At 64.0% G+C, this 12,409-nt stretch carries 13 protein-coding genes; 8 read left to right on the forward strand and 5 right to left on the reverse strand.

The window, feature by feature from the left end; all coding sequences use genetic code 11:
• Positions 1-2 precede the first annotated feature (2 nt).
• From ABE528_RS13625 to ABE528_RS13635, 3 genes are read left to right on the forward strand one after another with little or no spacing between them, the layout of a single operon-like run.
• Positions 3-782: a 5-oxoprolinase subunit PxpA gene (locus tag ABE528_RS13625; protein ID WP_346653241.1), complete on the forward strand. Its 780-nt coding sequence runs from the start codon at positions 3-5 to the stop codon at positions 780-782.
• On the forward strand, positions 779-1,465 hold the full coding sequence (pxpB, locus tag ABE528_RS13630) for a 5-oxoprolinase subunit PxpB (protein ID WP_346653242.1): 687 nt from the start codon (positions 779-781) through the stop codon (positions 1,463-1,465). Before ABE528_RS13625 ends, pxpB begins: the two co-directional genes overlap by 4 nt.
• Positions 1,462-2,379 carry a biotin-dependent carboxyltransferase family protein gene (locus ABE528_RS13635; protein WP_346653243.1) on the forward strand — a complete coding sequence of 306 codons (918 nt, stop codon included), beginning with the start codon at positions 1,462-1,464 and terminating at the stop codon, positions 2,377-2,379. The genes pxpB and ABE528_RS13635 overlap by 4 nt, the downstream gene beginning before the upstream one ends.
• A 35-nt stretch (positions 2,380-2,414) precedes the next feature.
• Here ABE528_RS13635 and ABE528_RS13640 read toward each other — a convergent pair whose 3' ends face one another.
• The 3 genes from ABE528_RS13640 to ABE528_RS13650 form a co-directional block, all read right to left on the reverse strand.
• Positions 2,415-3,593 carry a VWA domain-containing protein gene (locus ABE528_RS13640; protein ID WP_152953990.1) on the reverse strand — a complete coding sequence of 393 codons (1,179 nt, stop codon included), beginning with the start codon at positions 3,591-3,593 and terminating at the stop codon, positions 2,415-2,417.
• A 13-nt stretch (positions 3,594-3,606) separates the two neighbouring features.
• On the reverse strand, positions 3,607-4,452 hold the full coding sequence (locus ABE528_RS13645) for a MoxR family ATPase (RefSeq protein ID WP_152953989.1): 846 nt from the start codon (positions 4,450-4,452) through the stop codon (positions 3,607-3,609).
• A gap of 110 nt (positions 4,453-4,562) precedes the next feature.
• The gene (locus tag ABE528_RS13650; protein ID WP_152953988.1) at positions 4,563-5,636 is read right to left on the reverse strand and encodes a DUF748 domain-containing protein; all 1,074 of its coding nucleotides are present in this window, start codon (positions 5,634-5,636) and stop codon (positions 4,563-4,565) included.
• Positions 5,637-5,771: 135 nt separating this feature from the next.
• Here ABE528_RS13650 and cysK point away from each other — a divergent pair, with 135 nt between their 5' ends.
• The 4 genes from cysK to ABE528_RS13670 all read left to right on the forward strand — a co-directional run bounded on the left by cysK (position 5,772) and on the right by ABE528_RS13670 (position 9,174).
• Positions 5,772-6,746 (forward strand): cysteine synthase A, encoded by a 975-nt coding sequence (gene cysK / locus ABE528_RS13655; RefSeq protein ID WP_152953987.1) that lies wholly within the window; start codon positions 5,772-5,774, stop codon positions 6,744-6,746.
• A 172-nt stretch (positions 6,747-6,918) separates the two neighbouring features.
• Entirely contained in the window at positions 6,919-7,854 is a 936-nt protein-coding gene (locus ABE528_RS13660) for an aspartyl/asparaginyl beta-hydroxylase domain-containing protein (RefSeq protein ID WP_152953986.1), read from the forward strand.
• A gap of 157 nt (positions 7,855-8,011) precedes the next feature.
• Positions 8,012-8,176, forward strand: a complete 165-nt coding sequence (locus ABE528_RS13665) for a hypothetical protein (RefSeq protein WP_152953985.1) — start codon at positions 8,012-8,014, stop codon at positions 8,174-8,176.
• 116 nt (positions 8,177-8,292) lie between these two features.
• Positions 8,293-9,174 carry a DMT family transporter gene (locus tag ABE528_RS13670; protein WP_346653244.1) on the forward strand — a complete coding sequence of 294 codons (882 nt, stop codon included), beginning with the start codon at positions 8,293-8,295 and terminating at the stop codon, positions 9,172-9,174.
• A gap of 3 nt (positions 9,175-9,177) precedes the next feature.
• Here the strand turns inward: ABE528_RS13670 and ABE528_RS13675 are convergent, their stop codons facing one another.
• Positions 9,178-9,636 (reverse strand): DUF4265 domain-containing protein, encoded by a 459-nt coding sequence (locus ABE528_RS13675; RefSeq protein ID WP_152953983.1) that lies wholly within the window; start codon positions 9,634-9,636, stop codon positions 9,178-9,180.
• Between the two features lie 13 nt (positions 9,637-9,649).
• Complete coding sequence (locus tag ABE528_RS13680) at positions 9,650-10,525, reverse strand: DMT family transporter (RefSeq protein WP_346653245.1); 876 nt, start codon at positions 10,523-10,525, stop codon at positions 9,650-9,652.
• Positions 10,526-10,688: 163 nt separating this feature from the next.
• Between ABE528_RS13680 and aceK the strand changes: the two genes are divergently transcribed.
• A complete protein-coding gene (gene aceK / locus ABE528_RS13685; protein WP_346653246.1) occupies positions 10,689-12,404 on the forward strand; it encodes a bifunctional isocitrate dehydrogenase kinase/phosphatase in 1,716 nt (571 codons plus the stop codon).
• The last annotated feature ends 5 nt before the right edge of the window (positions 12,405-12,409 follow it).

Consider the following 12,409-nt stretch of genomic DNA (forward strand, 5'->3'; position numbering starts at 1 on the left):
CTATGAACATCGACACGGGAGCACGTCAGGTGAAACCCCTGCTACTCAATTGCGACATGGGCGAGAGTTACGGCAGCTGGCGCATGGGCCTGGATGCCGAAGTGATGCCCTACATCGACTGCGCCAACATCGCCTGCGGCTACCACGCCGGCGACCCGAGCATCATGCGCCGCACCGTGGCCATGGCGCTGGAGCACGGTGTGGCCATCGGCGCACACCCGGCCTACCCGGACCTGGTCGGCTTCGGCCGCCGCTCCATGGCCTGCAGCCCGGAAGAAATCCGCGACCTCTTGCATTACCAGATCGGTGCCCTGGACGGCATTTGCAAGGTGCTCGGCGGCCGCGTGGCCTATGTTAAGCCCCACGGCGCGCTGTACAACGACATGATGGCCGACCCGCACACGCTGCGCACCGTGCTGGAAGCCGTGGCGGCCTATGACAGCGGCCTGCCGCTGATGCTCATGGCCACTGCCGATAACCGTGCGGCCCAGGCCCTGGGCGATGAAGTCGGCGTGCCGCTGTGGTTCGAGGCCTTCGCCGACCGCGCCTACACCGCCAGCGGCCACCTGGTGTCGCGGCGCCTGCCGGGCGCGGTGCACCATGAGCCGGCCCTGGTGGTCGAGCAGGCCTTGCGCCTGGCCCGCGGCGAAACTCTGGTGGCGGCTGACGGCAGCGCGCTGCAGTTGGTGGCCAGCACCCTCTGCGTGCATGGCGACAACGACAGTTCGGTGGCGGCCGTGCGGCAGATCCGCCAGGCCCTTGATGCGCTGGAGGCGCAATGAAGCTGCGTATCGAAGTGGCGGCCATCGACAGCCTGATGGTGCGCCTGTTCGACCGTATCGACGAAGCCAACATGCCGTGGATGCTCGCCGCCAGCCAGCGCCTGAACGTGGCGTTCGGCAAGCACCTGGTGGATCTGGTGCCGTCCTACACCACGTTGATGGTGCAGTTTGATCTGCCACCGAGGGAGGCGCGGGCGCTGATCACCCAGGCGCTGTTCGGCTTGCAACCGGACACCGGCAGTGGTGGCCGGCGCCATGAAATCCCAGTGTGGTACCACGCCAGCGTCGGCCCTGAACTGCCCGTGCTGGCCGCGCGCAGCGGGCTGAGCGAAGCCGAAGTGATCCGCCTGCACAGCGAACGCGAGTACCCGGTATTCGCCCTTGGCTTCGCGCCCGGCTTCGGTTTCATGGGGCTGGTCGACGAACGCCTGGCCAGCCCGCGCCTGAGCACCCCGCGCAAGCGCGTGGCAGCAGGCAGCGTGGGTATTGCCGAACGCCAGACTGCGGCATACCCCGCCGTGTCGCCGGGTGGCTGGAACCTGATCGGGCGCACGCCGGTGCGCCTGTTCGACCGCGAACGCCAGGGCTACAGCCTGCTGCAGCCGGGCGACCGGGTGCGCTTCGTGGCGGTATCGCGTGACCAGTTCCTGGCCCTGGGCGGCGATGTGGAGGCACAAGGATGAAGCAGTTGCAGATCGAGGCCAGTACCGCCCTGTGCCAGTTGCAGGACGCCGGGCGCTTTGGCGTGCGTCACCTGGGCGTTACCCAGGGCGGGGCGCTGGATTGGGTGGCGATGCACTGGGCCAACTGGTTGCTGGGTAACGCGCTGGGGGCGCCGGTGGTCGAGGTGGCGCTGGGTGGTTTTGCGCTGGTGGCCGAGCAGGATTGCGTGCTGGCGCTGGCCGGGGCCGACCTGGATGCACGGGTGGATGATCAGCCACTGCTGCCATGGCGCAGCTTCGTCCTGGGCAAAGGGCAGCGCTTGACCCTGAAGCAGCCGAAGCAAGGCGTGCGGGCGTATCTGGCGGCGCCGGGCGGGTTTCTCGGTGAGGATGTGCTGGGCAGTTGTGCAACGGTCGTGCGCGAGGCGCTGGGTGGTATCGAGGGGCGAGGATCAGCATTGGGGAAAGGGCAGATGCTCACTTTTGCCGGTGATTCGCCGGCCTTGCGCGAAGTGCCCACGGCCCTGTGTCCGCGCCATGTGGCAAAGCCCGTGCTCGACCTGGTGATGGGCGCGCAAATCGGTGACTTCAGCGGGACCAGCCTGTTTGAAGCGTTCAACCGTGACTGGACGCTGGACAGCCGCGCCGACCGCATGGGTATTCGCTTGTTGGGCCCAGAGCTGGCCTACCAAGGGGCACCGATGATTTCCGAAGGGATTGCGCTGGGGGCCGTGCAGGTGCCACCGGACGGGCAACCGATCGTGTTGCTCAATGACCGGCAGACCATTGGTGGCTATCCGCGGTTGGGGGCGTTGACGCCGTTGGCGTTGGCGCAGCTGGCGCAATGCATGCCGGGGGCGGCTGTGCGGTTCAGGGCGGTGGTGCAGGACGAGGCCTGGCGGGAGCAGCAGGCTTATGGGCGGCGTTGGCGTTGAGATTCTGGGGCCGTAGAGCGGCCCCAGGGCTTTAGCTATTTGGACAGGTAACGCATCCCGTCTTCCAACCCCTGCAGGGTCAGCGGATACATCTTGTCCTCGATCAAATCCCGCACCAGGTGCGTCGAAGCGGTGTAGTCCCAGGCCTGCTTGGGATACGGGTTGATCCAGATGATCTTCCTGAATTTCTCCATGAAGCGCTGCATCCACACGTACCCGGCCTCTTCGTTCCAGTGCTCGACGCTGCCACCCGGCTGGGTGATCTCGTACGGTGCCATGGCCGCATCGCCGACGAACACCACCTTGTAGTCGTCGCCGTACTTGTGCAGCAGGTCGAAGGTGGAGTAGCGCTCCGAGGTGCGGCGCAGGTTGTTCTTCCACACCGACTCGTACACGAAGTTGTGGAAGTAGTAGTACTCCAGGTGCTTGAACTCGGTCTTGCAGGCCGAGAACAGCTCTTCGCAGACCTTGACGTGGGCGTCCATCGAGCCGCCGATGTCGAACAGCAACAGCAGCTTCACCGTGTTGCGCCGTTCCGGGCGCATCTGGATGTTCAGCAGCCCGGCGTCACGCGCGGTGTGGTCGATGGTGCCGTCGATATCGAGCTCTTCGGCGGCGCCTTCGCGGGCGAACTTGCGCAGGCGACGCAGGGCCAGCTTGATGTTACGCGTGCCCAGTTCGACCTGGTCGTCGAGGTTCTTGTACTCGCGCTGGTCCCAGACCTTGACGGCCTTGCCCTGACGCTTGCCGGCCTCGCCGACGCGGATGCCTTCGGGGTTGAAGCCGCCCGAGCCGAACGGGCTGGTGCCACCGGTGCCGATCCACTTGTTGCCACCGGCGTGGCGTTCCTTCTGCTCTTCGAGGCGCTTCTTGAACTCCTCGATGAGCTTGTCCAGGCCACCCAGCGACTGGATCTGCGCACGTTCCTCGTCGGTCAGCGAGCGTTCGAATTCCTTGCGCAGCCATTCATCGGGGATCAGTGCCTCGATGTGCCGGTCGAGGTTTTCCAGGCCCTTGAAGTAGGCGGCGAACGCGCGGTCGAACTTGTCGAAGTGGCGCTCGTCCTTCACCAGGATGGCGCGGGCGAGGTAGTAGAAGGCGTCCATGTCGGCAAACACCACGCCTTTTTGCAGGGCGTGGTGCAGGTCGAGCAGTTCGCGCACCGAAACCGGCACCTTGGCCGCGCGCATTTCATTGAACAGGTTGAGCAGCATGGCCCGGCTCCTGTCAGCGGTTGCCGCGCCGGCTCATGAAGGCCAGGCGCTCCAGCAGTTGCACGTCCTGCTCGTTCTTCACCAGGGCGCCCGCCAGCGGCGGGATGGCTTTGGTCGGGTCGCGTTCGCGCAGCACGGCTTCGCCGATGTTGTCGGCCATCAGCAGCTTGAGCCAGTCGACCAGCTCGGAGGTGGATGGTTTTTTCTTCAGGCCCGGTACCTTGCGCACATCGAAGAACACGTCGAGTGCCTCGCTGACCAGCGACTGGCTGATGTTCGGGTAGTGCACGTCGACGATCTGCTGCAGGGTGCCGCGGTCAGGGAAGGCGATGTAATGGAAGAAGCAGCGGCGCAGGAAGGCGTCGGGCAGCTCCTTTTCGTTGTTGGAGGTGATGATGATGATCGGGCGCTGCTTGGCCTTGATGGTCTCGTCGATTTCGTAGACGTAGAACTCCATCTTGTCGAGTTCCTGCAGCAGGTCGTTGGGGAACTCGATGTCGGCCTTGTCGATCTCGTCGATCAGCAGGATCACCCGCTCGTCGGCCTCGAAGGCCTCCCACAGCTTGCCTTTCTTCAGGTAGTTGCGCACATCGTGGACCTTGTCCACGCCCAGCTGCGAGTCGCGCAGGCGGCTGACTGCGTCGTATTCGTAGAGGCCCTGGTGGGCCTTGGTGGTGGACTTGATGTGCCAGGTGATCAGGCGTGCGCCGAACGAGGCCGCGAGCTGCTCGGCGAGCATGGTCTTGCCGGTGCCGGGCTCGCCCTTGACCAGCAGCGGGCGTTCGAGGGTGATGGCCGCGTTGACCGCCAGTTTCAGGTCGTCTGTGGCGACGTAGTCGCGGGTGCCTTCGAACTTCATGGGTCTGTCCTCTGCAGGGTGCCTATAGTTTGCCAACGACTATAACGCGGGCCCAGGCAGCTGGAAACGCAGACCGGGTATTCAGTCCCTGAATGGCCCGTCACAAAAATTCAGTCAGTCTTGGGTGGGGGCTGCTCGTAGCGTGCATTGAACGCCTGGATGAAACCGTTGCGCAGGATCTGCAAAAACGCCTCCAAGGCACTGATGTCCTGCTTGTGCACGCTGCCATTGAGCTCGACGCGGGTGGCGAACTGGTTTTTCGGCTGGTTCTTCAGCACCGTCTCGCTGGCCCCCACCAGCGCCTCCCAGACCGAGCGGAAGATGTTCTTGTTCTTGTTCTCCACGTCCTGCTGCCAGTCGAACACATCGACATCGCGCAATAACGGCTTTATGTAACCGTGAAGCCGGCCGTCTTCGGCCTGGGCTTCGATCACCAGGTCGCCGTGCCCGGCTTTGAAATCGAACTTGCCGTAGGCGCTGGAGAAGTCGTTGAGCTTGCGCAGCTCGATGCCGGTCGCACGCAGGCGGAATTCGAAGTCGTCAAAATCGCTGAACGGGTCGAAGGTGGCGCGGCTTTCGACCTTGGCATCGCCCAGCAGCAGGGCGCTGGCGTCGAAGCTGGCATCGCGCCGGCCTTTTTCGTCGCGCACGTTGGTCAGGTTGCGGATGTTGGCTTCAAGTTGCGTGGCCTTGAGGTCGACCGCTGGCTTGGAGGTGAAGTTGCGAAAGGTCAGCGTGCCATTTTCGATCTGCACTTCGTTGAGGGTGATCGGCAGCAGTTTTTCCAGCTGCTGGCGCCAGTCGGTCCCCCGGCCAGTCTGCGAAGCTTGCTTGCTGCCGCCGTCGACGAAGTTGAACTCGGGGCGCTTGAAGGTCACCTTGGCCACCACGGCCTTGTCGTAGATCAGCGAGTGCCAGCTCACCGACAGGTCGATCAGCGGCGCATCCAGCAACGGCACCGGTACCTTGCCAGTGACCTTGACGATCTTCAGGCCGTTGATCTGGTAGGCGCCGCGCCACCAGGCCAGGTCGACGTCGGTCACCTGGCCGCGGTACTCGCCCATGTGGGCCAGCTTGTCGTTCAGGTAATCGCGCACCAGGTAGGGCAGGGCCAGCTGCAAGGCCACCAGCACCACGATCAGGCTGCCCAGGCCAATCATCGGCCAGCGATAGCGAGCTTTCATTGCAGGGCTCTCCGCAGCGGGTTGCACGGTTGACCGCAGGCAGCGCCTGGGAGTTCGAACAGGCTTTACTGGCCATCGGGGCGGGCTTACCCTTTAAGTCTTTCCATGCTGTTTCTCATGTTCAAGGACCCTGCCATGAGCCGTATCTTTGCAGACAACGCCCACTCCATTGGCAATACGCCGCTGGTGCAGATCAACCGCATCGCCCCGCGTGGGGTGACCATCCTGGCCAAGATCGAAGGGCGCAACCCAGGCTACTCGGTCAAGTGCCGGATCGGCGCGAACATGGTCTGGGACGCCGAGAGCAGCGGCAAACTCAAACCGGGCATGACCATTGTCGAGCCGACATCGGGCAACACCGGTATCGGCCTGGCGTTCGTCGCCGCCGCCCGTGGCTACAAGCTGATCCTGACCATGCCGGCCTCGATGAGCCTGGAGCGCCGCAAGGTGCTCAAGGCGCTGGGAGCAGAGCTGGTGCTGACCGAGCCGGCCAAGGGCATGAAGGGCGCCATCGAGAAGGCCAACGAAATCGTCGCCTCCGACCCTGCCCAGTACTTCCTGCCGGGCCAGTTCGACAACCCGGCCAACCCGGCCATCCATGAAAAGACCACTGGGCCGGAAATCTGGAACGACACCGACGGCGCGGTCGACGTGCTGGTTGCAGGTGTTGGCACCGGCGGCACCATTACCGGCGTGTCGCGCTACATCAAGCACACTCAGGGCAAGTCGATCCTCTCGGTGGCGGTAGAGCCGGTGGCTTCGCCGCTGATCAGCCAGACCCTGGCCGGTGAAGAGCTCAAGCCCAGCCCGCACAAGATCCAGGGCATCGGCGCCGGTTTCGTGCCCAAGAACCTCGACCTGTCGATCGTCGACCAGGTCGAGACCGTGACCGACGAAGAGTCCAAGGCCATGGCCATCCGCCTGATGCAGGAAGAAGGCATCCTTTGCGGTATTTCCTGTGGCGCGGCGATGGCAGCCGCAGTGCGCCTTGCCGAGAAGCCGGAAATGCAGGGTAAGACCATCGTCGTAATTCTGCCCGACTCGGGCGAGCGCTACCTGTCCAGCATGCTGTTCAGCGACCTGTTCAGCGAGCAGGAAAACCAGCAGTAATCAGCCTTGCCGCTGATCCGGCGCAACATTCGGCGGCCTGGTTTATTGCAAAATCTTCATGAGTGAGATCCCGCCCTGGTTGTTTTTACCGGGGCGGGATGGGTTTATGATGGCCGGATGATTTTTCTGGGAGCAGGCAGCGCTGGCCTGCTTCCACTCCAAGGAGTGTTGCATGACCTTTTCCTTCCTCGCCAAGGCAGGTGTGCTGCTGGTGTTCTTCGGCAGCGTGCTGTACGTGCACTTGCGCGGCAAGGCGCGCCTGCCGGTACTGCGCCAGTTCGTCAACCATTCGGCGCTGTTTGCACCTTATAACAGCCTGATGTACCTGTTCTCCGGCGTGCCGTCCAAGCCTTACCTGGACCGCCAGCGCTTCCCCGAGCTGGACGTGCTCAAGGACAACTGGCAGGTGATCCGCGAGGAGGCCATGCGCCTGTTCGACGAGGGTTACATCCGTGCCGCCGAAAAGGACAACGATGCCGGCTTCGGTTCGTTCTTCAAGAAAGGCTGGAAGCGCTTCTACCTGAAGTGGTACGACAAGCCGCTGCCGTCTGCCGAAGCCCTGTGCCCGAAAACCGTCGAGCTGGTCAGCAGTATTCCCAACGTGAAAGGGGCGATGTTCGCCCTGCTGCCCGGTGGCAGCCACCTGAACCCGCACCGCGACCCGTTTGCCGGCTCCCTGCGCTACCACCTGGGCCTGTCGACTCCCAACTCCGACGCCTGCCGCATCTACGTCGATGGTGAGGAATATGCCTGGCGTGACGGCGAGGACGTGATGTTCGACGAGACGTACGTGCACTGGGTCAAGAACGAAACCGACGTGACTCGGGTGATCCTGTTCTGCGATATCGAACGTCCGCTGAGCAGCCCGCTGATGACCCGCATCAACCGCAAGGTCAGTGCCTTCCTCGGCCGCGCCACCGCGCCGCAGAATACCGATGACGAGCGGGTAGGCGGGATCAACCAGGCGTATGCCTGGAGCAAGCGCTTCAGCAACAAGATCAGCACCCGCGTCAAGCAGTTCAAGCGCGCCAACCCCAAGGCCTACCGCATCCTGCGGCCGGTGCTGGCAGTGGTGGTGGCGTACTTCCTGTACCGCTGGCTCTTCTGATAGCAGGGCCGCCCCTTTCGCGGGCAAGCCCGCTCCTACAGGGATATGCGATTCCTGTAGGAGCGGGCTTGTCCCGCGAAGGGGCCCGGTCAGGCTATTGCTCATCCTCTGATTCACCGCTATATTCCGAACACTTCTCTTCCCTGAAGACCCGATCATGCCAGCCATCCCTTCCACCACTCGCTTTGCCAGCGCGCCAGTCGCGGGCATGGTCGTGCGTGGCAGCCAGCAGCCGGTCATGATCAGTCACTACCCACCACCACCTGTCAGTGGCGTCGTAGGCGGCGTAGCTCCGCCTCCTTGCGTGGTCGTACTGGGCTGATCGGCTTCTGGCCGCATCCCTTCGCACCCGCAACCTACTGAACACGGTCGGCACCTTCCCTCGCTGAAGTTCACGCCCACCGTCTGGCTTATTTGCTTTATATCAGGTGGCAATACATGTCTGTCTTCAACAAAGCATCCGTGGCCTCGGCGGCCACCACCAGCCTGTTCGTCCTGCTCTGGAGCAGTGGCGCGATCGTTTCCAAACTCGGCCTGGCCCATGCCAGCCCCTTTGCCTTCCTGCTGCTGCGCTCGGCGCTGGCGCTCACCGGCCTGCTGCTGATTGGCCCGTTGCTCGGCCTGCGCTGGCCGCGTACACGGGGGGCGATCCTGCGTGCCCTCGGCACCGGCTGCGTGCTGCTTGGCGCCTATCAGATCTTCTACCTGTTGGCGCTCAATACCCATGTCACCCCGGGCGTGATGGCTACAGTAATGGGGGTGCAGCCGATCCTCACCGTGGTGCTTGTGGAGCGCCAGCGCTCCTGGAGCCGCTTGTTCGGCCTGGGCCTTGGGCTTGGCGGGCTGGTGATGGTGGTCTACCAGGGCATCAACCTCGGCGGGGTGTCGCTGCTCGGCATGCTGTTCGCCCTGCTGGCGCTGGCCAGCATGACCTTCGGCTCGATCCTGCAGAAACGCATCACCGACAACCCGATGGGCACGCTGCCGTTGCAATACATCGCCGGCTTCGCCCTGTGCGCCGTGTTCGCACCGCTGCAACCGCTGCAGGTGGAATGGACCGGTGGATTTGTCGGTGCGCTGCTGTGGATGGGGCTGGTGGTGTCGCTGCTGGCGACCCTGCTGCTGTACCGGCTGATCGCCAAGGGTAACCTGGTCAACGTCACCAGCCTGTTCTACCTGGTGCCGGCCGTGACCGCGGTGATGGACTTCATGATCTTCGGCAACCGCCTGGCACCGTTGAGCCTGCTGGGCATGGGGCTGATCGTGGTCGGCCTGCTGTTCGTGTTCCGCAAGCCGGCGGCGCGGCTGGCCGAGGCGTAAGGCCTAGCGCAACTCTTCGGGGATGGCGTGGCGCAACACGCCTTCCTCGAAGTCCAGGGTGCCAGCCTCGCGCTGGGTCAGCAGGTAGTAGAGCAGGGTGTCGGCCGATTGCCTTGCCGGCACTTCGACGGCCAGCATCCTGACCGCCTTTTCCACCTCGCAGGTGCAGCCGAACTCGGCCAGGGCCGCGTGCACCTGCTCCAGGGTTTCTGGTGGTTTGACGACGACCCGGAACACCGACGCCCCGGCGCTCTGCTGCAGGGCGTCGAACCAGGCCTGGTCGCCCTCGTGGCGAAGGCTGATGATGTCGCCGGGGGCGATGCCGTAGACGTGGAAGGGGATGCTGTCGACCCGATAGCCCCCCGCGACCGCCTGTGTCCACAAGCCTTCCACCGAGGCTGGCGGGTAGCCGCTCGCGTCCTGCTCCAGGCGGAACAGCACCTTCTTGAATGTGTCACTCATGGTCCGCACCGCCTCACGTGCGCGCCGGGCGCAGCACCAGCCACAGCGCCAGGGCAATCAGCACACCGCCATACAGATGGGCCATCGACAAGGGTTCGTCGAGCAGCCATGCCCCCCACAATACACCGAACACCGGGATCAGGAAGGTCACGGTGCTGGCCTTGACCGGGCCGATCTCGGCCAGCAGGCGGAAGTACAGGATGTAGGCAAAGGCGGTGCACAGCAGGCCCAGGCCCAGCAGCGACAGCCACACCTGCCAACCGCCCCAGCTTGCCGGTGGCTGGGTCAGGGCGCTCCAGGCGAACAGCGGGCTCAGCAGCAAGGTGGCGCCAAGCATGCTGCCCAGGGCCGACAGGCGGCTGTCCAGGCCGCTGATCCAGCGCCGTGCGAGAAAGCCGGCAAAGCCGTAGCAGGTGGTGGCCGCCAGGCAGGCCAGGGCACCTTGCACCAGGGCCATGTCCAGGGCTACCGGGCCGGCGCCGCTGAGGATGCCGACACCGAGCAGGCCCAGGAAAATGCCGCCAAGCTTGGGCAGGGTCATGGCCTCGCGGAAGAACAGCGCGCCGATCAATACGCCCATCAGCGGGGTGGTGGCGTTGAAAATGGCCGAATAGCCAGCGGGCAGCACTTGCGCAGCCACAGAGTAGAAGGTGGCCGGGATACCCGAGTTGATCATGCCCAGCACCAGGCAGGCACCGAGTTTGCCGTCGAAGTTCCAGCGCACCCGGGTGGCGGCGAGGATGGCGATCAGGCCCAGGCAGGCGATGGCGACACGGAAGAATGCGGTGGGGAGGGTGCCCAACTCCGGCGCGATGATGCGCATGAACAGGAAACTCGCCCCCCAGACAGCGGCAAGGGTCAGCAGGCGGGCTAGGGCAATGGGGCTCACAACGGTCTCCGGGTACAGGGCAGGGCGCGAGTGTACGTGACTCGCTTGGGCGATTCTTGTGCTTTCTTGCGGTGTATACCTGTACCGGCCTCTTCGCCGGCGCGCCGGCGAAGAGGCCGGTACAGGCTAAGCTCTTTATCTCATCAAGCCCGAGGACCCTCGCATGCCCCAGCCCTGGCCCGCAGCCGACATTGCCCGGACAATCCTCGACGGTTTCGACAGCTACCGCGAACATTTCCAGCAGATCACCCTGGGCGCCCGCGAGCGTTTCGAGCAGGCGCGCTGGCAGGACATCCAGCGTGCCTCGGCTGCGCGCATCAACCTCTATGAAGAGAAAGTCGCCGAGGTCAACGGCTGGCTGCGCCAGGCTTTCCCGGAGCCGGTGTTGCTGGATGTGGAACAGTGGCCGCTGGTGAAAAACGCCTACATCCGCCTGATCGACCCGCGCCTGGACGACGAGCTGGCGGAGACTTGGTACAACTCGCTGTTTTGCAGCCTGTTCAGCCACGACCAGATCAGCGACGGCTGCATGTTCATCCACACCACCCGGCCATCGATCCGCGCCCATGAGCGCGCGGCGCAGACCCGCACCTACACGCTCGCGGCCGGCCTGAAGAGCCTGCTGCGGGCGATCTTTGCCGACTACCCGTTCGACGCCCCCTATGGCGACCTGGAAGGCGACCTCGCCCGCCTCGAGGAGCAATTGCGCGAATGCCTGCCGGACTGGGTGTGCAAGGACCCGTCCCTGGCCGTGGAACTGTTCGTGCCGGTGCTGTACCGCAACAAGGGCGCCTACCTGGTCGGCCGCCTGTACAACAGCGACGAGCAGTGGCCGTTGGTGATCGCGTTGCTGCACCGTGAAGGCCATGGCATCGAGGCCGATGCGTTGATCACCGACGAGGCCGAGGTGTCGATCATCTTCTCGTTCACCCGTTCGTACTTCATGGCCGATGTGCCGGTACCGGCGGAGTTCGTCAATTTCCTCAAGCGCATCCTGCCGGGCAAGCACATTGCCGAGCTGTACACCTCGATCGGTTTCTACAAACAGGGCAAGTCGGAGTTCTACCGAGCCCTGATCAACCACCTGGCCAGCAGCGACGACCGCTTCGTCATGGCGCCGGGGGTGCGCGGCATGGTCATGAGCGTGTTCACCCTGCCGGGCTTCAATACTGTGTTCAAGATCATCAAGGACCGCTTCTCGCCGTCCAAGACCGTGGACCGCGCCACGGTGATCGACAAATATCGGCTGGTGAAGAGTGTCGACCGGGTGGGGCGCATGGCCGATACCCAGGAGTTCGCCGATTTCCGCTTCCCGCTTGGCAAGTTCGAGCCTGAATGCCTGGCCGAGCTATTGGAGGTCGCCCCCTCGACCGTGGCGCTTGAAGGCGACACGGTGCTGGTGCGCCACTGCTGGACCGAGCGGCGCATGACCCCGCTCAACCTGTACCTGGAGCACGCCAGCGAAGGGCAGGTGCTCGAAGCGCTGGAGGACTACGGGCTGGCCATCAAGCAACTGGCGGCGGCAAACATCTTCCCGGGGGACATGCTGCTGAAGAATTTTGGCGTTACCCGGCATGGGCGGGTGGTGTTCTACGACTATGACGAGATCAGCTTCCTGACCGAGGTGAACTTCAGGCACATCCCGCCACCGCGCTACCCGGAGGATGAGATGTCCGGTGAGCCGTGGTATTCGATCGGGCCGCACGATGTGTTCCCCGAGGAGTTTCCGCCGTTCCTGTTTGCCGATATCGGCCAGCGCCGACTGTTCAGCCGGTTGCACGGGGAGTTGTATGACGCGGATTACTGGAAGGGGCTGCAGGCGGCGATTCGCGAAGGCAAGGTGATCGACGTGTTTCCGTATCGGCGCAAGGCTCGGTGATTGTG

This window comes from Pseudomonas sp. TWI628, assembly GCF_039673865.1.
Classification (GTDB): domain Bacteria; phylum Pseudomonadota; class Gammaproteobacteria; order Pseudomonadales; family Pseudomonadaceae; genus Aquipseudomonas.

What these genes read in the sequence shown, in the direction of transcription:
- ABE528_RS13625 (WP_346653241.1), top strand. Translation starts at nt 3, where the DNA reads ATGAACATCGACACGGGAGCACGTCAGGTGAAACCCCTGCTACTCAAT.
- pxpB (WP_346653242.1), top strand. Translation starts at nt 779, where the DNA reads ATGAAGCTGCGTATCGAAGTGGCGGCCATCGACAGCCTGATGGTGCGC.
- ABE528_RS13635 (WP_346653243.1), top strand. Translation starts at nt 1,462, where the DNA reads ATGAAGCAGTTGCAGATCGAGGCCAGTACCGCCCTGTGCCAGTTGCAG.
- ABE528_RS13640 (WP_152953990.1), bottom strand. Translation starts at nt 3,593, where the DNA reads ATGCTGCTCAACCTGTTCAATGAAATGCGCGCGGCCAAGGTGCCGGTT.
- ABE528_RS13645 (WP_152953989.1), bottom strand. Translation starts at nt 4,452, where the DNA reads ATGAAGTTCGAAGGCACCCGCGACTACGTCGCCACAGACGACCTGAAA.
- ABE528_RS13650 (WP_152953988.1), bottom strand. Translation starts at nt 5,636, where the DNA reads ATGAAAGCTCGCTATCGCTGGCCGATGATTGGCCTGGGCAGCCTGATC.
- cysK (WP_152953987.1), top strand. Translation starts at nt 5,772, where the DNA reads ATGAGCCGTATCTTTGCAGACAACGCCCACTCCATTGGCAATACGCCG.
- ABE528_RS13660 (WP_152953986.1), top strand. Translation starts at nt 6,919, where the DNA reads ATGACCTTTTCCTTCCTCGCCAAGGCAGGTGTGCTGCTGGTGTTCTTC.
- ABE528_RS13665 (WP_152953985.1), top strand. Translation starts at nt 8,012, where the DNA reads ATGCCAGCCATCCCTTCCACCACTCGCTTTGCCAGCGCGCCAGTCGCG.
- ABE528_RS13670 (WP_346653244.1), top strand. Translation starts at nt 8,293, where the DNA reads ATGTCTGTCTTCAACAAAGCATCCGTGGCCTCGGCGGCCACCACCAGC.
- ABE528_RS13675 (WP_152953983.1), bottom strand. Translation starts at nt 9,636, where the DNA reads ATGAGTGACACATTCAAGAAGGTGCTGTTCCGCCTGGAGCAGGACGCG.
- aceK (WP_346653246.1), top strand. Translation starts at nt 10,689, where the DNA reads ATGCCCCAGCCCTGGCCCGCAGCCGACATTGCCCGGACAATCCTCGAC.